We start from the raw sequence: 22,420 nt of genomic DNA on the forward strand, positions 1-22,420 counted from the left end.
ACGCTGGAGGGAATCGTTTCTCCGGTATCGGGTTTGCGCCTTCGGGAGCCCGCTGCGAACGCATCCGGAAATACCCTGAGGAAGCCTCGCCATGTCCCTGACCCTTCGCCAGCTCAAGTACTTCTCCGCCGTGGCCGAGGTGGGGCGCATCTCGCATGCGGCGCTCCAGCTCAACATCTCGCAGTCGGCCGTGACCACCGCGATCAGGGAGCTGGAGGAGCTGATGGGGCAGCAGCTGTTCGAGCGGCACCCCCACGGCGTCGAGCTCACCAAGGCGGGACGGCGCTTCCTGAGCCATGCCTATGCGGTGCTATCGGCGGCGGACGAGGCGATCCGCATGCCGCACGAGGGAGAGAACGTCGAGGGCTCGCTGACCATCGCGGCGAGCTACACGGTGCTGGGCTACTTCCTGCCGCACCACCTGCAGCGCTTCGAGCAGCTGCATCCGCAGGTCACGGTCAAGGTGCACGAGGTCGCGCGCGAGGCCATCGAGGAGGGCCTGATCACGCAGCGCTACGACATCGGCGTGGTGCTCACCTCCAACGTCGTGCTGCGCGAGCTTTCGCTGGAGACCTTCTTCGGCTCGCAGCGCAGGCTGTGGGTGCCGGCAAAGCATCCGCTGCTCGACAAGGCCGAGGTGACGCTGGCCGACGTCGCGGCCGAGCCCTACATCATGCTCACGGTGGACGAGGCCGCGGCCACCGCGCTGAAGTACTGGAGCAAGACGCCGCACCAGCCCAAGGTGCGGCTGCGCACCAGTTCGGTGGAGGCGGTGCGCAGCACAGTGGCCAACGGGCTGGGCGTGACGGTGCTGTCGGACATGGTCTACCGCCCCTGGTCGCTGGAGGGAAAGCGCATCGAGACCATCAACCTGCGCGACGCGGTGCCGACGATGAACATCGGCCTGGGGTGGAAGCAGGGCGTCGAGTTCTCGCCGGCCATGACGGCGTTTCGCGAATACTTCCGGCAGCTCTTCCTGGAGCCTGCTTCCGCACGGGCCGGGCGAAGCCGGCTCTGAGCACCGCGAAGCGGCATTCTTGCGGCTCTCCCGAGGGTCCTGAAAGGCCGCTATGACGACGCGAGCCTAAGGGCTATTCGGTATAGGTCAGGCCGCAGTCAGCCCTTAAGATCGCGGCGTTTTTATTCCCCCCTTTTCCGGAGACGACATGAAGAAACTGTTCGCCCTCGCGGCGATTGCCGCCGCGGCCGTCGGTGCACAAGCCCAGGATTTCCCCGCGGGCAAGACCGTGACCCTGGTGGTGCCTTTCGCCGCCGGCGGCCCGACCGACCGCGTCGCGCGCGACCTGGCCGAAGCCATGCAGAAGACGCTGGGCACCACGATCGTGGTCGACAACACCGCCGGCGCGGGCAGTTCCATCGGCACCGCCAAGGTGGCGCGCGCCAACCCCGACGGCTACACGCTGCTCTTGAACCACATCGGCATGTCGACGATGCCGGCGCTCTACCGCAAGCTGCCCTTCAACGTCGAGACCGACTTCGAATACCTCGGCATGGTCAACGAAGTGCCGATGACGCTGATCGGCAAGCCCGGCCTGCCGGCCAACAACTACAAGGAACTGACGAGCTGGATCGCCGCCAACAAGGGCAAGATCAACCTGGGCAACGCCGGCCTGGGCGCCGCATCGCACCTGTGCGGCCTGCTGTTCCAGAGCGCGCTGAAGGTCGAGATGACGCCGGTTCCCTACAAGGGCACCGCACCTGCCATCGCCGACCTGCTGGGCGGCCAGATCGACCTGCTGTGCGACCAGACGACCAACACCACGTCGCAGATCGAGGCCAAGAAGGTCAAGGCCTATGCCGTGACCACGAGCAAGCGCCTGACCACGCCCGCGCTGAAGGACCTGCCCACGCTGGACGAGTCGGGCCTGAAGGGCTTCGAAGTGACGATCTGGCACGGCGTGTACGCCCCCAAGGGCACGCCCGCGCCGGTGCTGAAGAAGCTCAATGAAGCCATCACGGCCGCGATGAAGGACCCGGGCTTCATCAAGCGCGAAGAAGCGCTGGGCGCGGTGATCACCACCGACAAGCGCACCGAGCCTGCCGAGCACAAGAAGTTCGTCTCGGCCGAGATCGCGAAGTGGGGCCCGATCATCAAGGCCGCCGGCGTGTACGCCGACTGACCGATCCGCCGCAGCGACAAGCAGCCGCAAAGGCCGCCTGAGCCCCCTGGGCCAGGCGGCTTTTTCGTTATGCTGGCCGGGATTTTTCTTCCTCACTCCTGCCCTTCCCCATGCGTTTGCGCGGCGCGGCCTTTTCCGTCTTTCTGGCCCTGCTGGCGCAGGAGGGCGCGGCCCAGCCGCAAACGCTGCTGTGGGTGTGGGACCGGCCCCAGCTCTTCTCCACGCTGCCCGACGGCACCGGCGTGGCCTACCTGCACGCCACGGTGCTGCTGAGCGGAGAACGCAGCCGCACCACGTGGCGCCAGTGGCCGCTGCGCATCGCGCCCGGTGCCACGGTGATGCCGGTGATCCATGTCACGCTCGACAACCTCGCGCCCTCGCCCCTCGACGATGCGCAGCAGCAGGCGATCGCCGCCGCGGTCGAGCATGCCGCGAAGCAGGGCAACCGCTCGGGCTGGGTGCAGCTCGACTTCGAGGCGCGGCACAGCCAGCGCGAGGCCTACGTCGCGCTGCTGCGGCGGCTGCAGCCCCTGCGTGAAGGCGGCACGCGGATCTCCGCCACGGCGCTCGCATCGTGGTGCATGGGCGATCCGTGGCTGCCCGAGGGCCTGCTCGACGAGATCGTTCCGATGTACTTCCGCATGGGAGCGGAGGCTGCGCGCATCCGCCAGCGGCTCGGCGCGACGGGTGCGGCCACGGTGCCGGCCTGCCGCAGTGCAGCCGGCCTGATGCTCGGCGAAGACTGGCCCGCGCTGCGCGACGTGAAGCGGCGCTATGTGTTTCATGCGGGCTCGTGGAAGAAGGAAGATTTCGAAAAACTGCAGACCGGAAACAGGGAAACGTACAAATGACTCTTTCGAAAACGGGAGGCGCGAGGCTGCTCGCCATCGCCGCGTTGGCCGGCGCCACCCTGCTCGGCGCGACGGCGACGCACGCCAGCGGCGGCGGCGACCCCGAGGACCTGTTCTTCGCGAGCACCCGGCCCGACCAGCCGGTGCGCGAGTTCGTCGAGCGGCCCGCGGGCTACTACACCGGCTATCTCGTGCCCTACCAGGTACTCTGGTACTGGCGCCTGCACGGCCAGGCCTTTTCTCCCGACGCGGTGCGCGCCTTCACCGACCTGCTGGAGAAGCTGCCGCGCGAGGACAACGGCATGGCCGAAACCGACGACGCCTGGACCGAATGGCGCAAGGCGCGCGACGAGGCCCTGGCGAAGCTCGATCCGAAATCGTCCCGGGACAAGTCCACCGTACCGCCACCATCTCAACAGCAGCCGAACTGGAACGCCGCAACCCTGCAGGCCGACCCGAACTGCTTCTACGGCGACGCCTTCCGCAGCGCCACGAAGACGCTGGCCCAGCGCATGACGCGTACGGCCGGCGACAGGTCGGCCGGCCCCTTCGTGCTGCACTGGCTGAAGACGCAGGACGCGGTTTTCGACACCTGCAACAAGGAGCCCGGCACCGTCCCCGAACTGCCGCCGGCCGCGCCCGCTTGGCTGCAGGCCGACCATGCCTACCAGCTGGCCGCGCAGCGCTTCTATGCCGGCGACTTCGACGAGGCCGATGCCGCGTTCACCGCCATCGCGGCCGACAAGGCCAGCCCCTGGCGCGATCTCGCGGCCTACATGCGGCTGCGCGTGCTGGCGCGGCAGAACCCGGGCGATGCGCCCTCGGAAGGCTCGGAGAACAGGAAGGAAAGCGCCGAGGCGCTGAAGAAGCAGGCCGAGCTCGACAGGCAGGTCGACGCCATCGCATCGCCGCTTCTGAAGAACCCGCGCCTGAAGGCGCTGCATCCTTCGGTGCACCGGCTGGCCGAGGCACTGCGCATCCGCTACCTGTTGCCCGCCACGCGCATGCAGCGCCTCGCCGACGGCCTGAAGACCATCGGGCAGCCCGACGCCGCCGCCGCGAAGCTGCTGCTGCTGAACCACGAGTTCCGCGCCTGCGGCTTCTTCGGCGGCTGCACCTACGTCGGCCCGGGGCAGACTTCGGAGCTCGTGCAGTGGCTCAGCACCGTGCGCGGCTTCGACGGTCCGGGCGGCAGCGGCGAACCCGCCGGCAAGTGGCGCGAAACGCTGAGCTGGAGCCGCTACCAGCGCACGCACGACCTTGCCTGGCTGATGGCCGCAGCAAGCCTTGCGCCGGTGGCCGCCACGGCCGACGACAGGCGCGAGGCCGAACTGCAGACGGCGCTCGCCGCCGTGCCCGAAGACCATCCCGCCCGCTTCGCCGCCACGCAGCTGCGCGCGCAGCGCATGTTCGCGCAGGGCCGCTACAAGGAGGTGCGCGAACTCGTGGCTTCCTCGGCCGATTCGCCGCTGATCGCGCACAGCCCCTCGGGCCAGAACCTCGTGAAGGCATTGCTGCTGCCGACCGCCGCGTCGGAAGAGGAATGGCGCCGCCTCGCCATCCGCCCCGTGGTCGCGCGCCGCGATCCCGAGGCGATGGAAGCCAGGCCGAACGCGGTGCCGCTGGCCAGCGCCTTCGACGAGGACGTGGTGCGCTTCCTCAACACGCGCGCGCCGCTGGCCATGTGGCTGCGCCTTGCCGCCGACCCGGCCCTGGCGCCGGCGCTGCGCGACAACCTGCTCGAAACGGCGTGGACCCGCGCCGTGCTCGCCGGGGACTACGCCACCGCCCGCAGCGCGGCACAGATGCGCATCGCCTCGCCGCCGCAGGCGGGCGCGGCGAAGGGGGCCGACACGATCGCCGGCATGCGGCGTTCGATCTCGCTGCAGGAGACGGACGGCACCGCGTGGCGCCGCCTGCTGCTGGAGCGCATGTCGAGCACCACCGACGTGCTGCAGCCTCCGCACTGGCCGGGCGCCGACGGCATCCGGCCCACGCCGCTCAAGCTCGGGTTCACGGTGGACGACCGCAGCGGCGTGGCTGTCGGCAGCTACGGCAAGTGGTGCCGCCCGCTGGGCGTTGCCATCTCCGGGCCGCAGGCGGCAACGGCGGCCGACTTCGAGATGCCCGCGTTCCTGCCGCAGGAAGAACGCGCGCGGCAGGCCGCGCTGGTCGAGAAGCTGCGCGTCATTCCGCCCGACTCGGTCTACTTCACGCAGGAAAGCCTGGCGCTGATGCAGCGCGACCGTGCCGATCCGCTGGTGCCGCAGGCGCTGTCGGTCGCGGTGAAGATGGCCCGCTACACCTGCCAGGACAAGCTGGTGGGCGACTGGTCGCGCAAGGGCCTGCAGACCCTGCACGCGAACTATCCGAAGTCGGGCTGGGCCGCCAGCACCCAGTACTGGTACGGCGGCCGGTAAGGGGCACGGTCCCTACTTCGGGCGGATGGCGTCGGCCGTCCCCTGGATGAATGCCTTGATGCTCTCGATGTCGTCGCTGGAGAGCTTGCCGGTGAAGTCCGGCATGCCGCGCGACATGGCCGGGCCCTTGAGCACGAACTTGTCGAGGTTCTCGATGTAGGCCGCGTCCATGTAGCCGAGGTTGGGGATGTTGCCGCCGCGGTCCACGCCCGGCACGCCGTGGCAGAAGACGCAGTTGCTCACGTAGAGCATGGTGCCGGCCTGGACCTTGGCGGGGTCGTACTTCACGCCCTGCACCAGCTTGTCCATGCGGTACTGCACGAAGTCGGGCATCTTGGCGGTGCCGCCCACGGCGAAGGTGTAGACCGTGCCCGGCCCCTGCCGCTCGGTGGCGCGCTGCGCGAGGCCGTACACGCCGCCCCAGCCCACCGCGACCGACACGTACTGCTTGCCGTCCACCATGTAGGTCGACGGTGCCGCGACCACGCCGGTGCCGGTGGGCGTTTCCCACAGCTTCTCGCCGGTCTTCGCGTTGTAGGCCAGCAGGCGCCCGTCGGCCGTGCCCTGGAACACGAGGTTGCCGGCGGTGGTGAGGGTGCCGCCGTTCCACGGCGATGCGTAGTCCACGCCCCAGGCTTCCTTCTGCGCCACCGGGTCCCAGGCCACGAGGCGGCCGAAGGGCTTGCTCTTGGGCGGCTCGGCATTGGCGAACTTGGCGAGGTTCCAGCCCAGGCCCGCATGCGGGCGGCCGGGCACGTCCTCGTTGAACTTCCAGTCCTTGTCGTCCATGAGGTTGATCGGCACGTGCTGCGCGGGCAGGTAGGCGAAGCCGGTCTGCGGGTTGAACGACATCGGGTGCCAGTTGTGCGCACCGAAGGGACCGGGGATGCTGTCGCCGGGCTTGGTGCCGTCGCGCGCGGCGGCGATCTCGATGGGGCGGCCGTTCTTGTCGTAGCCGGTGGCCCAGTTGACCTCGACGAAGTTCTTCGCCGAAATGAACCTGCCGTTGGTGCGGTCGATGACGAAGAAGAAGCCGTTCTTCGGCGCATGCAGCAGCACCTTGCGCGACTTGCCCGCGATCTTCACGTTGGCCAGGATCATCGACTGCGTGGAGGTGTAGTCCCAGTTGTCGCCGGGCGTCTCCTGGTAGTGCCACACGTACTTGCCGGTGTCGGGGTTGAGCGCCACCACCGAGCCCAGGTAGAGGTTGTCGCCACCCTTGGGGCTGCGCGCCTTGTGCGACCACGGCGAGCCGTTGCCGGTGCCCACGTACATCAGGTTGAGCTCGGGGTCGAAGGCGAAGCTGTCCCACGCGGTGCCGCCGCCACCGGCCTCCCAGTACTTGCCGCTGGGGTCCCAGGTCTTGGCGGCGCGCGCCATCGACTCGTCCTCGAAGGGCTTGCCCGGGTCGCCCGGCACCACGAACCAGCGCCATTTCTGGTCGCCGGTCTTCGCGTCGTAGGCGGTGACGAAGCCGCGCACGCCGTACTCCGCGCCGCCGTTGCCGATGATGACCTTGCCCTTGAACACGCGCGGCGCGCCGGTGATGGTGTAGCTGCCTTTCTGGCCCTCGATGGTGTTCTTCTCCCAGACCTTCTGGCCGGTGGCGGCGTCGAGCGCGATGAGGCGCCCGTCATAGGCCGCCACGTAGACCTTGCCCTCGTAGATTGCGACGCCCCGGTTCACCACGTCGCAGCAGCCCCTGAAGCCTTTGGACTTATCGACCTGCGGATCGAAGGTCCACAGCTTCTGCCCGGTGCGCGTGTCGACGGCATGCACCACGCTCCAGGAAGCGGTGATGTACATGATGCCGTCCACCACCAGCGGCGTGGCTTCCACCCCGCGCGTGGACTCGAGGTTGTACGACCAGACCAGCCCCAGGTCCTTCACGTTGCCGGCGTTCACCTGGTCGAGCTGGCTGAAGCGCGATTCCGAATAGTCCAGGCCCACGCTGGGCCAGTCGGGCGTTTTCTTCTGCGCCGCGTTGGCGCGGATGAAGCTGCCGTCGACGCGTTTGGTGGCGGCTGCCGCGCGGTCCTGTGCGTTCTGGGCCGTGGCTGCGGTAGTGGCTCCCAGGCACAGCAATGCGCCGGCGAGCACGAGCAGCCCGGAGTATGTTTTTTTCATCGCAGGTCTCCTTTGTGCCTCAAGAATCGTCGGGACCGGCCCGGGCTTCATCTTCGGGATTTCCCCAGTCCGGCGCTGTTCCATTGCGGAACACATTCGACGCTGGTCCTGAACCGGGAGGCAGCGAACCCATGGCCCTCGACAGAAGCCTTGTTGGAAGAATCGGTACGTCGGACGCCCCGCGCCAGCTCTTCGCCAGCACGCCCGCTCAGCGGGTGGCGCTCGCGCGGCGGCAGTTCTTCGAGGAGGGCGTGCGCCCCTCGGGCCTGGTCGGCGAGGCGGTGATCCAGTCGTGGATGCGCTGCAGCCGCACGCACACCGACCGCCAGCGCATCGTGCCCTTCGACGCGGTCACGCCCAGCCGCCTGCACGCAACGCTCGCGCGCAACCGCGAGCTGCTCGAGGTTGCGCGCCAGGAGCTGGTGCAGATGGAGCACGCGCTCGCGGGCACCGACTGCCGCGTGATCCTCACCGACCGCGAGGGCGTGGTGGTGCACGTCACGCAGCAGCCCGCCGCCGCGCACCAGCCGGTGCTGCGCAAGACGGCGCGCGTGGGCGTGAACATCGCGGAGCACATCGTCGGCACCACGGCGCCCGGCATCGTGGCGAGTACCGGGCAGGCCTGCACGGTCGATGGCGCCGAGCACTATTTCGACGTGCTGTGCCACATGCAGTGCGCGGCCGCACCGATCCGCGACGTGACGGGGCAGCTCGCGGGCGTGCTCGACCTCACGGTGGAGGCGCGGCGCTTCGGCTTCGACGCTGCATCGATGGTGTCGCTCTACGCCACCACCATCGAGAACAGGCTGCTGCAGGCGCAGTCGCGCGACCACCTGATCCTTCGCTTCCAGGCCAGCCCGACGCTGCTGGGCACGCCGTTGGAGGCACTGGCCGGCATCGCGCCCGACGGCACCATCGCCTGGCTCAACAACGCGGGCGCGCGGCTGCTGGGCCGGCTGCCCGAGGCGGCGGACGAGCGCGACGTCGAATTTCTTCTGGGACACGACCTCGCGAGCCTGCTGCGGCTGGGGCGACGCGAGTCCGCGCAGCCGCTGCGGCTGGCGAGCGGCCTCGGCGTATGGGTGCAGGCGCAGTTGAAGGGCGGTGCGGATGGCGCCGACTTCCGGCATGCGGTGGCGATGCCGGGCGAAGCTGCCCCCTTGGCCATCGAGCGGCACGATGCGATGCCAGCAGCACAGGCCAGCGAGCGGGCGGGCGGCGATGCAGAAGCAGCACCGCACGCCGAGACCACGCTGCGCGAGCACAGCCGCAAGCTGATCGAAGAAACGCTCGCCGCGCACGGCGGCAACGTGTCGCAGGCGGCGCGGCAATTGCGCGTGTCGCGCGGCACGCTCTACCGGCGGCTGCGCGGCTGGCGCGACGCGGGCGAAGAAAAGGAAGACGCGGCCGGCTGATCAGGCGGCCGCGCGGGCCAGCGCACGCGCCCGGCGCGCCTTCGCATCGGGCTGCAGAGGCCTCAGGTATTCGTGCAGCGCGAGCGCGGCCGCGCCCACCGCGGGCGCCAGCGCGCCGTAGCGTGCGACGCGCAGGTCGGGTGCCGGCATGCCGGCGTCTTCCGCATGGCGCCTCATGCGCTCGAAGGCCGACTGCGCAAAGCCCTGGTGATCGGCACAGGACTTGCCGCCGAGCACGATGGCGCGCGGGTTGAAGGTGACCCACAGGTTCTGCAGCAGCACGCCGAAGAAGGCAGCCGCGCGCGGCAGGTCGGCGCCCTCGCGCTCCAGCACGCGCGAGCCGAAGAAGGCTTCGGCGCAGCCGCGGCGGCCGCACGAGCACAGCGGGCCGTCGAGCTGCAGGATGGTGTGGCCGATCTCGCCGGCCATGCCCTGCGCGCCGGTGAAGAGCCGGTCGTTCAGCACCACGCCCGCACCCACGCCCACGTCGCAATTGACGAAGATCAGCGGGTCTTCGCCCTCCTGGCCCACGCTGGCCGCGAACTCGTATTCGCCGAGCGCGGCGGCATCGGCGTCGTTCTGCAGCTGCACGGTGACGCCCGGCAGGCCGACAGCGGCGAAGGCTTTCTCCAGCGCGGGCAGCAGGCTCACGTTGCGCCAGCCGAGGTTGGGCGCGAAGCGGACCACGCCGGTGCAGTCGTCCACCGCGCCGGGCACGCACACGCCGATGCTCGACAGGCTCAGGCCGAGCTGCTGCAGCCTCGCGTGCGCAGCGCCCGCCATGCGCCCGACCTGCGCGCACACGCCGGCGGGCGATCCGTCGGTCAGGTCATGGCTCTCCGAATAGAGCACCTCGCCCTGCAGCGACATGCACACGAGGCGCACCGTTTCCACCGCGATCTCCACGCCCATCAGCGCGCGCACGCCCACGTCGATCTGCAGCGGCGTGGAAGGACGCCCCAGCCCGTCGGCCACGGTCGCGCCGGCCTCGCTGAGCCAGCCCTCGTCGATCAGCTCGCGCACCAGCAGGCTCACGGTCGACTTGGTGAGGCCGCTCTCGCCGGCCAGCCGCGCGCGCGAGAGGCCGGGCTGCGCGCGCAGCAGCCGCAGCAATACGCTGCGGTTCATGCGCTTGACGAGCTGCTGGTCGGCCGTGGTGGTCACGTCGGGTCTCTGTCGAGTTTCTGGTCAGGCAGGGGCTGCGGCGGTATCGGCGTGGTGGGCCTGCTCTTTGCCCTCGGGACGCTTGCCGGCAATGATCATCCCGAGCACTTCGTCCTCGGTCACGTCGGCTGTGCGGTAGGTGCCGACCAGCTTGCCGTTCTTCATCACCGCGAGGCGGTCGCTCAGCGAGAACACGTCGGGCATGTCGTGGGTGATGAGGAAGATACCCACGCCGTCGGCCTTGAGCTGCTTCACCAGGCCGCCGACCATCGCGGTCTCTTCGGGGCCCAGCGCGGCGCAGGGCTCGTCCATGATGAGGATGCGCGCGTTGAAGTACAGCGCGCGCGAGATCGCCACCACCTGCCGCTGCCCGCCCGAGAGCCGGCGCACCGGCACGCGGATGTTGGTGAAGTTTCTGTTCAGGCGCTGGAACACCTTGCGCGCCTGCACTTCCATGAAGTGGTCGTCGAGCGTGTTCCAGGGCGTCATCTTCTCGCGGCCGAGGAAAAGGTTGGCCACCGAGTCGAGGTTGTCGGCCAGCGCGAGCGTCTGGTAGATGGTCTCGATGCCCTGCGCCTGCGCCTCGGCGGGCGTGCGGATGTGGACCTTCTCGCCCGCGATCAGCGTGTCGCCGGAGTCGATGGGGTAGGCGCCCGCGAGCATCTTCATCAGCGTGGACTTGCCCGCGCCGTTGTGGCCCAGCAGCGCGACCACCTCGCCGGGGTAGAGGTTCACGCTCACGCCGTCCACGGCCTTCACGCCGCCGAAGGCCTTTCGGATCTCGCGCAGTTCGACGAGAGGCTTGGAAGTGTCGATGTCGGCCATTTCAGTTCTCTCCGAATTTGCGGCGATACAGCACGTCGAACACCACCGCCACGATCAGCACCTGGCCGATGATCACCATGCGCTTGCCGATGGGCACATCCAGCAGCAGCATGCCGCTGTCGAGCGACTGCATGATGAGCGCGCCCAGCACCGAGCCGAAGATGGAGCCGCTGCCGCCCGCCAGCGCCGTGCCGCCGATGACCGCCGCCGCGATCACGTACAGCTCCATGCCCGTGCCGAGCGAGTTGGTGCCCGCGTTGAGCCGCGCGATCGACACGATGGCCGCGACGGTGACCAGCACCGCCAGCAGCGCGAACAGCATCAGCGTGACGCGCTTGACCGGAATGCCCACCAGCGCCGCCGCGTCGGGGTTGCCGCCCATCGCGAACACGTAGCGACCGAAACGCGTGCGGTGCACGATGAACGACAGCACGATGGCCACCACGGCCCAGATCAGCACCGGGATCGGAATGCCCTGCGGCTCGTTCTTGGACGAGATCTGGTAGCTGTTCATCACCCACGCGAAGCCGAACACCACGGCCACGGGCACGGCGGTGATGAGCACGTCGAGCCACAGCGCCTCGGTCGGCATGTCGTAGCGCTGGCGCGCGCGGCGCTTCTGCACCATGCGCACGAACAGCACCACCGCCACCAGCGCCGCGAGCACCCAGCTCGCGGTGACGCCGATGCCGCCGTCGTAGCCGCCGCCCAGGCGCTGGAAGAATTCGTCGTTCACCGGCTGCGTCTTGCCGTCGGCCACCAGGAAGGCCGCGCCGCGGAAGGACATGAGGCCGCCCAGCGTGACCACGAAGGAGGGCACGCCCAGCACCGCCGTGAGCCAGCCCTGGTAGATGGAAACCAGCAGCGCCACCGCGAGCCCCGCGAGGCAGGCCGTGGGCCACGACCAGCCCGAGGTGTACTGCAGGTAGGCGATGAGCACGCCGACGAAGCCCATCACCGAGCCCACCGACAGGTCGATGTGGCGCGCCACGATGATGAGCACCATCACGGTGGAGACGATGCCCACCACCGCCGTCTGCTGCGCGACGTTGTAGAGGTTCTCGGGCGAGAGGAACACGCCGCCGGACATGACGCTGAACGCCACGGCCATGATGACCAGCAGCACGCACATCAGGATGAGCCGCAGGTCGACGCCCGTGCGGCGCCACCAGCCCGGTGTTGATGACGATGGGTTGCTCATGTTTCAGACCCCCTTGGGACTACGGAGAGATGCGCAAGCACTCGCCGGCCGGGCCCGTGAGGGCCGGCAGCTGGTGCGTTGCATGGGAAGGAGAAAAAAGGCCGGCGCGCTTTCCGCGGATGGCGCCGGCGGGTTGCCCGTCTGTCGTGCCGCTTTACTTGCAGGCCGCGGGCGCGCTGGCGCCCGAGACGCCCTTGCAGAGCTCGTCCTTCTTGATCCAGCCGGCCTTGACCACGACGTCGAGGTTGTCGCGCGTCACGGGCACGGGCGTCAGCAGGCGCGATTGCAGCGCGACCTTCTTGGGGCCCGAGTTCCACGGCGCGGCCTTGTCGACCGGCTTGCCCTGCGACAGCGCGATGGCCGCGAGGGCGGCCTCGCGGCCGAGCTCGCGCGAGTCCTTCCAGATGGTGGCGGTCTGCGTGCCCAGCGCGATGCGGTTGAGCGCCGCGAAGTCGGCGTCCTGGCCCGACACCGGAATGCCGCGGATGCCCTTGGCCGTGAGCGCGGCCACCGCGCCGCCGGCCGTGCCGTCGTTGGCGGCCACCACCGCGTCGACCTTGTTGCCGGCCTTGGTGAGGATCTGCTCCATGTTCTTCTGCGCGACCTCGGGCTTCCAGCCTTCGGTGTATTCGTCGCCGACGATCTTGATGTCGCCCTTCTTGATGGCGGCGTCCAGCACTTCCTGCTGGCCCGCGCGCAGGAAGTCGGCGTTCGGGTCGCTGGGCGAGCCCTTGATGATCACGTAGTTGCCCTTGGGCTTGACCTTGAAGACCTCGCGCGCCTCCATGCGGCCGACCTCGACGTTGTCGAAGGTGATGTAGAACACGCCCGGCGCCTCGATGAGACGGTCGTAGGCCACCACGGGCACCTTCTGGCGCGTGGCCTTGGTGACGGCGGGCAGGATGGCGTCCTTGTCCATCGCCAGCACGATGAGCGCCTTCGCGCCCTTCGACATCAGGCCCTCGATGTCGCCCAGCTGCTTCTCGGGCGAGCCGCCCGCATCGGCACTGATGTACTTGGCGCCGAGCTTTTCCAGCTCGGCCTTGATCGCGGCCTCGTCGGTCTTCCAGCGCTCTTCCTGGAAATTGGACCAGCTCACGCCGACCACGGTCTGCGCCATCGCGCCCACGGCCGTGAGACCGAAGGCCATGGCGGCCAGGGTGTGTTTCAGTTGCATCGATGTCTCTCCTTAGTTGATTCGCCTGCAGGCGTCAGCCGTGTAAGAAATTAGTTAGTTTGAAGGGCGAACTAACTATCCCATCGAGGCGGGACCATGGGCATCCGGGAATTCCCGGAGCGCGGAGCGCCCATCGACGCCTGACAAGACTCGAATCAACTGGTGAGTCAACGTTGCTGTCGTTCCCGCTCCGTGAGGCATGTCTGCCAAGAGAAGTACCGCGGTAAATCAACGTCCCTAAGCGTCGGGGCTCGCAATGCCCTCCTGCTGACGATCCCAAGCCAAGGCCCATACGGGCGGCCGACCATCAAGCGGTATCTCGCGGAGCTGCTTTCGAGTTACCCAGCACCCACGCGACCGCTGCGATACCTAATTTCGGTGATGGACTGGTCTTTGTCGTCCTTTTAATATTGTTAGTAACAAATTAATACAAAAGATCTACGACGGAGCTTTCCAACGATTTGAAACAGGAGTAATCGATGGTCTGGTGGAAATGCATTCCCTGCGCTCGAGTAGGAAGGAGTGGATGGCACGAACTTGTCGAATATTCCATCAGCACTCGTTGCCCAGTTTGCTTTGCCTATATGCAGGGACCCTTTATGGAGGCTAACGACAATCATGTCCTTGGCCTCGTACCGACTGCACCAAGGCGCCCATCAATTGAGCAAATAAATCTATTTTTCGAAAAAACCCATAGTCCCAAAGGCCCGATTGATATTCACACCGTCAACTTCCAGATGTTGAACGATAATCTGGTGATATGGCGAAAAGAATTTGTTGAGCGCGTCCAAGCTCTAAAAAGCTCCATCCGCGAATCAGAAGCTGAGAGCCTCTGGGATTTGATGGTGGAGTGTTTTGTCGAGAAAAAAATAGAAAAAGCCTATGCTTTTTTGCAGCGCGCCAAAGATCTGGGATTGAAACCATTGGAAGCCGAGAGTCCGCGTTTGTTCTGGTCAGGCGCGGAGAGCCGTAAGAAGGCTTATGCGATTTCCCAGCCACCACCTGATGCTACCGCTTTGGAAAAAACAGATATAGGACAGCTTCTCGACAAACTTTCACTGTTCAAGGCCGTCCCATGGGAGCTTTCAACGCTTCTGTGGGCATTGGTTTCGCGGTACTTTGGCATGGGAGCCAGTGGCGACATACACGTCTATATTGATGATGGTTTTGCATTGGGCAATGTCTTTTGGAACGACGAACTCCCAGTTCTTCGCCTTATGCAGCGCTACGGCGCTGTTCGATCCATATTCATTCACATTTGGCACCCTGAAGATCACCGATGGATGCCTGAATTTTCAATTGATTCAGACCAGCTGCTGCTGGTTTTTGATAAATCTCGGCGAATCCCAGCCCCAACCCTCGAAAACCCGGAGCGAACCCGAAGTTTCCGCTTTGAGAAGCCTTACAACCTGGCAAATTTTCATCGACTCTTTGTGCAAGCATTGCAACGGGCCGACAGGCTTCATCCTCTGGTCCTTTACAACTTTCGCAGAGAAACCGGTGTTTATGCCAGATTGATTCGAACGGCCAACGGCGTTGTAATTTCGCTGTTTGAATATGGATCGGAAGAGTGCAAGTTGGTCAAGGTCTTCGCCTCGAACAGCCAGCATGCCATTGGCCGCATGATGAGCATTGAAGCCTTCTTGATGGCAAATTACACTGCCTACGTACAGATTCCTTCCGAATTGATCTGCTTCCCGGAAGCATTCGTCGACGGATCGGGAAAGCGGCAGAAAATTCTGGCAGTCAAATTCGGCACCGTAGCAAGCTGGCGATACCGCCACGCCTTGATTGCACGCTTCCCCGAATCCGAGGGTCGGGGGTTGTTCACCACAGTGAGGGAATACTTGCCTGCTATCGCGTGGAAATACGCCACTGGAGACATGAATCTGCTCAAGAGCCGGAGGCTGCTGGAAGAACTGTTTGATGGAGAGGCAGGCAAGATCGACCTCAGTCGGCGTTTGCAGTGCCTGAGGGTCTGTTTCGGAGGGGGAACTGCGTCACCACCATCCGATTCCGGGCTTCCGAACCTGCAGGGTCTTGCCAAGCTTTAAGCACTGAATGGTGAGGCGAGTCAGCCCTCCTCTTGGGGCAAGAGATTTTCGTTGCGGTCGCCGGCCTTGGAATTTCGGCCAGATTCGCGCGTATCTCGTGCAGCGGGGGTGTACACGCCCAAGGCTACAAGTTCTGCTCGTAGGCGAAGGACGCCTCCGCTTCAGCCGATGCGCCAGGCCTGCGTCCACACGGCGATGCCGTCGAGCAGTTCGTCGAGCGCCTCGGCATCGGTGCGGCCGGAGCGCCGCAGGACGCTGAAGGAGTGGTCTGCGCCGTCGATCTCGAGCACGCTGGCCATCGGGGCCAGCGAACGAGTGACCTCGTCGAACCCGCGCGGCTCGGCCAGCGTGTCGCGCGGGCCGTGCGCGAAGAGCATCGGCACGTCGACATCGTGCAGGTGTTCCGCGCGCGTGGTCGATGGCGCGCCCGAAGGATGCAGCGGAAAGCCCAGGAAGATCAGCCCCTCCACGCGCGGCAACGGTTCCAGCGCCTGGGCCTGCGAAGTCATGCGCCCGCCGAAGGACTTGCCGCCGGCGAAGAGCCGCAGCCCGCCGAAATGCGCCGCCGCGCAGTCGACCGCCGCGCGCACGGTGGCGTGCGCGAGGGCCGGCGCGTCGGTGCGCTTGCTGCCTCGCTCCATGTAGGGGAACTGGTAGCGCAGCGTGGCGATGCGCCGCTGCGCGAGCCCTTCGGCCACCGACTCCATGAACGGATGCGTCATGCCGGCACCGGCGCCGTGGGCCAGCACGTAGCAGGCCTCGGGCTCGGGCGGCGACACCGCGAGCGCGGACACGGCGAGCTCCGGTGTCACCGGAACGCGCAGTTGCCTGGTCGTGGTCGTCGCGGAAGTCGTCGTCAATCGATGAGCTGTGTCTTGATGGCGTAGTAGGTCAGGTCGCTGTTGGTGGAGAGATTCATCTTCTCCATCAGCCGCGTGCGGTAGGTGCTGATGGTCTTCACCGAGAGCGACAGCGCCTCGCCGATGGCGCCCACCGATTCTCCCTTGGCCAGCTTCAGGAACACCTGGAACTCGCGCTCCGACAGGTGTTCGTGCGGCGGCGCGTTGTCCTTGCGCTCCAGCTGGCCCGCGAGCAGCTCGGCCACCGAGGGCGAGATGTAGCGCCGGCCCAGCGCGATCGTGCGGATCGCCTTGGCGATTTCCTCCGGCTCGCATTCCTTGTTGAGGTAGCCCGAGGCACCCTGGCGGATCAGGTTCACCGCGTAGTGCTCTTCCGGGTAGCCGCTGAGGATGAGCACGCCGAGCTCGGGCGCCTTGGCGCGCACCATCGCGAGCGCGTCGATGCCGCTCTGGCCGGGCATGGAAAGGTCCATCACCAGCACGTCGAGGTCGGCCGTGCGCACCAGGTCGATGGCCTCCCGGCCGGTGCCGGCCTCGCCGACCACCCGGAAGTCGACGAAGGTGGAGAAGAACGACTTCAGGCCTGTGCGGACGACCGCGTGGTCGTCGACGATACCGATCTTGATCATGTTGATGTGCCTCCTGTGCTGTGGTGGATGAACGGCCGCGAGCGGGCAGGCACGACAGGCGAGCGAGCAGGCGGAAGGAGTGCATCACGATGCCACATGCGCCCACGGATCGGAGCGCGTCGAGGCGGGTCGGGCATTTGTCCTGCACGCGTTCGCAGAAACGTCTCGCAACGATGTAGGAGCGCAGGCAGTTCGCCCGCCCGCGGACGACGGGCAGCACGACCGGAAGGACGATGAGGCGGACTCCGCCGGATGTCCGGATGCGCGTTTTCGCGGAGCGCTCGTCCGATCGGTTGCTCGATCCGCTGGATTTGTTGCCCGATCCTGTCGGGAGGGGTCTCTTTCGTGGATGGAGGAGCGCCCGGCAGGTAGAGTCTTCGGCACAAGGCCCGAAGCAGGATGGCACCCACACAGGACAAGGACAAGGACACGGCGGCCCGTTGCAGGGCCTTGCAGGAAGCGATGGCGCGGATCATCGGCACCTGCGCGCCGCAGCCGGGCGACTACGAGACGCCCGTCCCCGGCCTCGGCCTCTTCAGGCGCGAGTCTCCCGCCCCGCCCGTCGTCTGCATGGTCGAGCCGAGCATCGTGCTCGTCGCGCAGGGGGCCAAGCAGATGTGGGTCGGAGGCGAGGCCTATCCGTACGACAGCTCGCGATTCCTCGTCACATCGCTGGACATGCCCGCCAACTCGGAGGTGAAGACGGCGAGCCCGCGGCAGCCCTGCCTCGGCCTGGTGCTGAAGCTCGACGTGCGCGTGCTGGCCGAGCTCATCGCGCAGGGCAGCCTGCCGCCGCATCGCGAGCGTCCGATAGGGGTCGGCGTGGGAATCGGCGAGGCGACGCCCGCCATGCTGGCGCCGCTCGGCCGGCTGGTGGAGCTGCTGGACGAGCCCGAGGCCATTCCCGTCCTCGCCCCGATGATCCATCGGGAGATCCACTACCGGCTGCTGCTGAGCGACCAGGCGGGCAAGCTGCGACAGATCGCCTCGGTCGACGGGCAGGGCCACCGGATCGCGAGAGCCATCGACTGGCTGAAGCTGAACTACGCATCCCCGTTTCGCATCGACGAGCTCGCCGCCCGCGTGCAGATGAGCGCGCCGACCTTCCATCACCATTTCCGCCAGCTCACCGCGATGAGCCCTCTGCAGTACCAGAAGTGGCTGCGGTTGAATGAAGCGAGGCGGCTGATGCTGAACGAGCACTTCGACGCGGCGAGCGCCGCCTTCGAGGTCGGCTACGAAAGCCCGTCCCAGTTCAGCCGCGAGTACAGCCGGCTGTTCGGCGCTCCGCCCAAGCGGGACATCGAGGTACTGCGGGGAGGCGCCCGGGGCGCCGGCGCCGCTGGGGCACAGCCGGACCAGCCGGGCGCCACGCCGCACATGGCCGGTTGATGCTGCCCGCCAACTGGCGGGGCCCTTCCATGTCATCGGATCGGGCAAGAAACGAAGAGGATTGCTCTATCGATCCCCGGGCAGCTTCAGAAGAATGAGCGTTCATGCCCCGCCTCCGGGCGGGGGCCCGATGTCGGGAAATCGACCACTCTGTCCTTTCGACCCGCCGCCTTGAGAACCAATTTCCGAAGCCGCAGGCCTCACGAGCCACGGTCAGGGGACAACAGCAGCCGTTTTCCTACTGCCGCCGCTCATCGCCCGCGATATCAGCGGTGATCGCCACCCCACCCGAACCCCGAAACAGCAGGAGCTGACATGAACAGTCCCACGACCCAACTGATCTCGCGACGCGACGCGCTCATCGTCGGCGCCGCCACCGCCGCGGCGGTCTCCGCATCGGCCGCGCCCGCCGCACCGGCGCAGGCCGCGCCCCCGCCAACGGCCACCCCCATGGCGGCCGGCTCCCACATGAAGCTGTCGCTGAACGTCAACGGCAAGGCCCACTCGCTCGACCTGGACACGCGCACGACCCTGCTCGATGCATTGCGCGAGCACCTGCACCTGAGCGGCACCAAGAAGGGCTGCGACCACGGCCAGTGCGGCGCCTGCACGGTCATCGTCGACGGAAGGCGGATCAACTCCTGCCTGACGCTCGCCGTCATGCACGAGGGCGCGCAGGTCACGACCATCGAAGGACTCGGCACGCCGCAGAACATGCACCCCATGCAGGCCGCATTCGTCAGGCACGACGGCTACCAGTGCGGCTACTGCACGCCCGGCCAGATCTGCTCGGCCGTGGCCGTGATCGACGAGGTCAGGCGCGGTGTTCCGAGCCACGTGAGCGCCGACCTCACCGCCCGCCCCGTTCTCTCGGCCGAGGAGCTGCGCGAGCGCATGAGCGGCAACATCTGCCGCTGCGGTGCCTACTCCAACATCGTCGATGCCATCACCGAAGTGGCGGGGAGCCGGGCATGAAGGCGTTCACCTACGAGCGAGCCGCTTCGCCTGCTCAGGCGGCATCCGCCGTGGCCGGCAGGCCCGGCGCGAAGTTCATCGCCGGCGGCACCAACCTGCTGGACCTCATGAAGCTGCAGATCGAGGCGCCGGTGCACCTGGTCGACGTGAATGGCCTGGCGCTGGACCGCATCGAGCCCACGCCCGAGGGCGGCCTGCGCATCGGCGCCCTGGTGCGCAACACCGACCTGGCCGCCGACGAGCGCGTGCGCCGCGACTACGGCGTGCTTTCGCGCGCGCTGCTGGCCGGCGCGTCGGGCCAGTTGCGCAACAAGGCGACGACGGCGGGCAACCTGCTGCAGCGCACTCGCTGCCCGTACTTCTACGACACCGACCAGCCATGCAACAAGCGCCGCCCCGGCAGCGGCTGCAGCGCCATCGGCGGCGTGACGCGGCAGCTTGCGGTCATCGGCGGCAGCAAGGCCTGCATCGCGACGAATCCAAGCGACATGGCCGTCGCGATGCGCGTGCTGGACGCGGCCGTCGAGACCGTGCGGCCCGACGGCCGCACCCGCGTGATTCCGATTGCCGATTTCCATCGCCTGCCCGGCGACACGCCGCATGTCGAGACGACGCTGGAACGCGACGAACTCATCACCGGCGTCACGCTGCCGAAGCCCGTCGGCGGCACGCACATCTACCGCAAGATCCGCGACCGCGCCTCCTACGCCTTCGCGCTGGTGTCCGTCGCGGCGATCGTGCAGCGGGACGGCTCGGGTCGCGTGGCGCTCGGCGGCGTCGCGCACAAGCCGTGGCGCGTGGAAGCTGCCGAAGCGGCGATGCCGCAAGGCGCGAAGGCCGTGACCGCGCGGCTGCTCGCCGACGCGCAGCCCACCCACGAGAACGCATTCAAGCTGCAGCTCGCCGAGCGCGCGCTGGCCGCCGCCATCACGCAAGCGAGGAGCTGACCATGAGATTCGACACCCCCGCCACGACCAACCCCATCGACCAGCTGAAGATCATCGGCAGGCCGACGGACCGCATCGACGGCCCGATGAAGACCACCGGCTTCGCGCGCTACGCGTACGAGCGCAACGTCGAAGCGCCGAATGCCGCCTATGGCTACGTCGTGGGAGCCGGCATCGCGAAGGGCCGCATCGCGTCGATGGACCTGGCCGCCGCCCGCGCGGCACCGGGCGTGCTGGCCGTCGTCACCGCGCGCAATGCCGGCAAGCTCGGCAAGGGCGACTTCAATACCGCCAGGCTCCTGGGCGGCCCGGAGATCGACCACTACCACCAGGCGGTGGCACTCGTCGTGGCCGACACCTTCGAGCAGGCGCGCGCCGCGGCGCAGCTGGTGCGCATCGAGTACGAGCGCACGCCGGGCCGCTTCGACCTGGCCGCGGAGAAGGACTCGGCGCAGTTGCCCGCGCCCAACCCCTTCGCGGGAGAGCCGCAGACGAAGACGGGAGATTTCGCCGGCGCCTACGCCGTTGCCCCCGTGCAGCTCGACGCGACCTACACCACGCCCGACGAGTCGCACGCCATGATGGAGCCGCACGCCTCCATCGCGCAATGGCAGGGCGAGAAGCTCACCGTCTGGACCTCGAACCAGATGATCGCCTGGGGCGCCGGCGACGTCGCCAAGACGCTGGGCATCCCGAAGGCGAACGTGCGGCTGATCTCTCCCTTCATCGGCGGCGGCTTCGGCGGCAAGCTGTTCGTGCGGGCCGATGCGCTGCTCGCGGCGCTGGGCGCGCGCGCCGCCCGGCGGCCCGTGAAGGTGGCGCTGCCGCGCCCGCTGATGGCGAACAACACCACGCACCGGCCGGCGACCATCCAGCGCATCCGCATCGGCGCCTCGACGGACGGCAGGATCACCGCCATCGCGCACGAAGGCTGGTCGGGCGACCTGCCCGGCGGGGGACCGGAGACGGCGGTCAACCAGACCCGGCTGCTGTACGCCGGCGCGAACCGCCTGACGACCACGCGCCTGGCCGTGCTGGACCTGCCCGAGGGCAATGCGATGCGCGCGCCCGGCGAGGCGCCGGGCCTGATGGCGCTGGAGATCGCCATGGACGAGATGGCCGAGAAGCTGAAGCTCGACCCGATCGAGTTCCGCGTGCTCAACGACACGCAGGTCGACCCAGAGAAGCCGCAGCGGCCCTACTCCCAGCGCAAGCTGATCGAATGCCTGCGCACCGGCGCCGAGCGCTTCGGCTGGAGCAGGCGCAGCACGGCGCCGGGGCAGCAGCGCGACGGCCGCTGGCTGGTGGGAATGGGCGTGGCCGCCGCGTTCCGCAACAACCTCGTGATGAAGTCGGCCGCGCGCGTGCGCCTGGACAACCGGGGCATGGTCACGGTCGAGACCGACATGACCGACATCGGCACGGGGACGTACACCATCATCGCGCAGACCGCCGCCGAGACCATGGGCGTGCCGCTCGACAGGATCCTCGTGCGCCTGGGCGACTCGTCGTATCCGGTCTCGGCCGGCTCCGGCGGGCAATGGGGGGCCAACAGCTCGACCTCGGGCGTCTTCGCGGCATGCATGAAGCTGCGCGAAGCCGTGGCGGGCAAGCTCGGCTTCGCGGCGGCCGAGGCGGAGTTCTCCGACGGCATGGTGCGCGCCGGCGGACGCGCCGTGCCGCTCGCCGAAGCGGCGGGGGCGCAGGGGCTGGTGGCCGAGGACGGCATCGAGTTCGGCGACCTCGACAAGAAGTACCAGCAGTCGACCTTCGGCGCGCATTTCGTGGAAGTGGGCGTCGATGCCGCGACCGGCGAGATTCGCGTGCGGCGCATGCTCGCGGTCTGCGCCGCGGGGCGCATCCTGAATCCCAAGTCCGCGCGCAGCCAGGTGATCGGCGCGATGACGATGGGCGTCGGCGGAGCGCTGATGGAAGAGCTGGCGCTCGACAAGCGGCACGGCTTCTTCGTCAACCACGACCTCGCAGGCTACGAGGTGCCGGTGCATGCGGACATTCCGCATCAGGACGTCGTCTTCCTGGACGAGACGGACCCGATCTCCTCGCCGATGAAAGCAAAGGGCGTCGGCGAACTCGGCATGTGCGGCGTCGCCGCGGCGGTGGCGAACGCCGTCTACAACGCGACGGGCGTGCGGGTGCGCGACTACCCGATCACGCTCGACAAGCTGCTGGATCGCCTGCCGCCGGTGGCATAGGCAGTTTGGGCGACCCGGGCAGCGGCGGG

Annotated in this window: 17 protein-coding genes; 10 read left to right on the forward strand and 7 right to left on the reverse strand. The window is 67.6% G+C overall.

Going from position 1 to position 22,420, the window contains the following annotated elements; all coding sequences use genetic code 11:
• Positions 1-91 precede the first annotated feature (91 nt).
• The 4 genes from SFB74_RS31410 to SFB74_RS31425 all read left to right on the forward strand — a co-directional run bounded on the left by SFB74_RS31410 (position 92) and on the right by SFB74_RS31425 (position 5,412).
• The gene (locus SFB74_RS31410) at positions 92-1,018 is read left to right on the forward strand and encodes a LysR family transcriptional regulator (RefSeq protein WP_416490676.1); all 927 of its coding nucleotides are present in this window, start codon (positions 92-94) and stop codon (positions 1,016-1,018) included.
• 148 nt (positions 1,019-1,166) lie between these two features.
• Positions 1,167-2,141: a tripartite tricarboxylate transporter substrate-binding protein gene (locus SFB74_RS31415; protein WP_432728276.1), complete on the forward strand. Its 975-nt coding sequence runs from the start codon at positions 1,167-1,169 to the stop codon at positions 2,139-2,141.
• Positions 2,142-2,251: 110 nt separating this feature from the next.
• Positions 2,252-2,992, forward strand: a complete 741-nt coding sequence (locus SFB74_RS31420; protein WP_432728277.1) for a hypothetical protein — start codon at positions 2,252-2,254, stop codon at positions 2,990-2,992.
• Entirely contained in the window at positions 2,989-5,412 is a 2,424-nt protein-coding gene (locus SFB74_RS31425; protein WP_432728278.1) for a hypothetical protein, read from the forward strand. The genes SFB74_RS31420 and SFB74_RS31425 overlap by 4 nt, the downstream gene beginning before the upstream one ends.
• Before the next feature lie 12 nt (positions 5,413-5,424).
• On the opposite strand, the gene SFB74_RS31430 is transcribed toward SFB74_RS31425, so the two are convergent.
• Complete coding sequence (locus tag SFB74_RS31430; protein WP_432728279.1) at positions 5,425-7,539, reverse strand: PQQ-dependent dehydrogenase, methanol/ethanol family; 2,115 nt, start codon at positions 7,537-7,539, stop codon at positions 5,425-5,427.
• Positions 7,540-7,670: 131 nt separating this feature from the next.
• On the opposite strand from SFB74_RS31430, the gene SFB74_RS31435 reads away from it, so the two are divergent.
• A complete protein-coding gene (locus SFB74_RS31435; RefSeq protein WP_432728280.1) occupies positions 7,671-8,954 on the forward strand; it encodes a helix-turn-helix domain-containing protein in 1,284 nt (427 codons plus the stop codon).
• On the opposite strand, the gene SFB74_RS31440 is transcribed toward SFB74_RS31435, so the two are convergent.
• The 4 genes from SFB74_RS31440 to xylF form a co-directional block, all read right to left on the reverse strand.
• Positions 8,955-10,118, reverse strand: a complete 1,164-nt coding sequence (locus tag SFB74_RS31440) for an ROK family transcriptional regulator (RefSeq protein ID WP_432728281.1) — start codon at positions 10,116-10,118, stop codon at positions 8,955-8,957.
• A 24-nt stretch (positions 10,119-10,142) separates the two neighbouring features.
• Entirely contained in the window at positions 10,143-10,943 is an 801-nt protein-coding gene (locus tag SFB74_RS31445; protein ID WP_432728282.1) for an ATP-binding cassette domain-containing protein, read from the reverse strand.
• Between the two features lies 1 nt (position 10,944).
• On the reverse strand, positions 10,945-12,144 hold the full coding sequence (locus SFB74_RS31450) for a sugar ABC transporter permease (protein ID WP_432728283.1): 1,200 nt from the start codon (positions 12,142-12,144) through the stop codon (positions 10,945-10,947).
• Between the two features lie 154 nt (positions 12,145-12,298).
• Positions 12,299-13,321, reverse strand: a complete 1,023-nt coding sequence (gene xylF / locus SFB74_RS31455; protein ID WP_432728284.1) for a D-xylose ABC transporter substrate-binding protein — start codon at positions 13,319-13,321, stop codon at positions 12,299-12,301.
• A gap of 599 nt (positions 13,322-13,920) precedes the next feature.
• Between xylF and SFB74_RS31460 the strand changes: the two genes are divergently transcribed.
• Entirely contained in the window at positions 13,921-15,375 is a 1,455-nt protein-coding gene (locus SFB74_RS31460) for a hypothetical protein (RefSeq protein WP_432728285.1), read from the forward strand.
• Between the two features lie 161 nt (positions 15,376-15,536).
• On the opposite strand, the gene SFB74_RS31465 is transcribed toward SFB74_RS31460, so the two are convergent.
• Together SFB74_RS31465 and SFB74_RS31470 are read right to left on the reverse strand one after the other, a co-directional pair.
• Entirely contained in the window at positions 15,537-16,235 is a 699-nt protein-coding gene (locus SFB74_RS31465) for an alpha/beta hydrolase family protein (RefSeq protein WP_432728286.1), read from the reverse strand.
• On the reverse strand, positions 16,232-16,864 hold the full coding sequence (locus tag SFB74_RS31470; protein ID WP_432728287.1) for a response regulator: 633 nt from the start codon (positions 16,862-16,864) through the stop codon (positions 16,232-16,234). The genes SFB74_RS31465 and SFB74_RS31470 overlap by 4 nt, the downstream gene beginning before the upstream one ends.
• Before the next feature lie 399 nt (positions 16,865-17,263).
• On the opposite strand from SFB74_RS31470, the gene SFB74_RS31475 reads away from it, so the two are divergent.
• From SFB74_RS31475 to paoC, 4 genes are all read left to right on the forward strand, one after another.
• On the forward strand, positions 17,264-18,256 hold the full coding sequence (locus tag SFB74_RS31475; protein ID WP_432728288.1) for an AraC family transcriptional regulator: 993 nt from the start codon (positions 17,264-17,266) through the stop codon (positions 18,254-18,256).
• Between the two features lie 315 nt (positions 18,257-18,571).
• Entirely contained in the window at positions 18,572-19,231 is a 660-nt protein-coding gene (paoA, locus tag SFB74_RS31480) for an aldehyde dehydrogenase iron-sulfur subunit PaoA (RefSeq protein ID WP_432728289.1), read from the forward strand.
• Positions 19,228-20,178, forward strand: a complete 951-nt coding sequence (locus tag SFB74_RS31485; RefSeq protein ID WP_432728290.1) for an FAD binding domain-containing protein — start codon at positions 19,228-19,230, stop codon at positions 20,176-20,178. The genes paoA and SFB74_RS31485 overlap by 4 nt, the downstream gene beginning before the upstream one ends.
• Before the next feature lie 2 nt (positions 20,179-20,180).
• Entirely contained in the window at positions 20,181-22,391 is a 2,211-nt protein-coding gene (gene paoC, locus SFB74_RS31490) for an aldehyde oxidoreductase molybdenum-binding subunit PaoC (RefSeq protein ID WP_432728291.1), read from the forward strand.
• Positions 22,392-22,420: the final 29 nt, after the last annotated feature.

The organism is Variovorax xiamenensis, assembly GCF_050916385.1.
Lineage (GTDB): Bacteria > Pseudomonadota > Gammaproteobacteria > Burkholderiales > Burkholderiaceae_C > Variovorax.

What these genes read in the sequence shown, in the direction of transcription:
- SFB74_RS31410 (WP_416490676.1), top strand. Translation starts at nt 92, where the DNA reads ATGTCCCTGACCCTTCGCCAGCTCAAGTACTTCTCCGCCGTGGCCGAG.
- SFB74_RS31425 (WP_432728278.1), top strand. Translation starts at nt 2,989, where the DNA reads ATGACTCTTTCGAAAACGGGAGGCGCGAGGCTGCTCGCCATCGCCGCG.
- SFB74_RS31485 (WP_432728290.1), top strand. Translation starts at nt 19,228, where the DNA reads ATGAAGGCGTTCACCTACGAGCGAGCCGCTTCGCCTGCTCAGGCGGCA.
- SFB74_RS31445 (WP_432728282.1), bottom strand. Translation starts at nt 10,943, where the DNA reads ATGGCCGACATCGACACTTCCAAGCCTCTCGTCGAACTGCGCGAGATC.
- SFB74_RS31470 (WP_432728287.1), bottom strand. Translation starts at nt 16,864, where the DNA reads ATGATCAAGATCGGTATCGTCGACGACCACGCGGTCGTCCGCACAGGC.
- xylF (WP_432728284.1), bottom strand. Translation starts at nt 13,321, where the DNA reads ATGCAACTGAAACACACCCTGGCCGCCATGGCCTTCGGTCTCACGGCC.
- SFB74_RS31450 (WP_432728283.1), bottom strand. Translation starts at nt 12,144, where the DNA reads ATGAGCAACCCATCGTCATCAACACCGGGCTGGTGGCGCCGCACGGGC.
- paoA (WP_432728289.1), top strand. Translation starts at nt 18,572, where the DNA reads ATGAACAGTCCCACGACCCAACTGATCTCGCGACGCGACGCGCTCATC.
- SFB74_RS31415 (WP_432728276.1), top strand. Translation starts at nt 1,167, where the DNA reads ATGAAGAAACTGTTCGCCCTCGCGGCGATTGCCGCCGCGGCCGTCGGT.
- SFB74_RS31420 (WP_432728277.1), top strand. Translation starts at nt 2,252, where the DNA reads ATGCGTTTGCGCGGCGCGGCCTTTTCCGTCTTTCTGGCCCTGCTGGCG.
- SFB74_RS31475 (WP_432728288.1), top strand. Translation starts at nt 17,264, where the DNA reads ATGGCACCCACACAGGACAAGGACAAGGACACGGCGGCCCGTTGCAGG.
- SFB74_RS31460 (WP_432728285.1), top strand. Translation starts at nt 13,921, where the DNA reads ATGGAGGCTAACGACAATCATGTCCTTGGCCTCGTACCGACTGCACCA.
- SFB74_RS31430 (WP_432728279.1), bottom strand. Translation starts at nt 7,539, where the DNA reads ATGAAAAAAACATACTCCGGGCTGCTCGTGCTCGCCGGCGCATTGCTG.
- paoC (WP_432728291.1), top strand. Translation starts at nt 20,181, where the DNA reads ATGAGATTCGACACCCCCGCCACGACCAACCCCATCGACCAGCTGAAG.
- SFB74_RS31435 (WP_432728280.1), top strand. Translation starts at nt 7,671, where the DNA reads ATGGCCCTCGACAGAAGCCTTGTTGGAAGAATCGGTACGTCGGACGCC.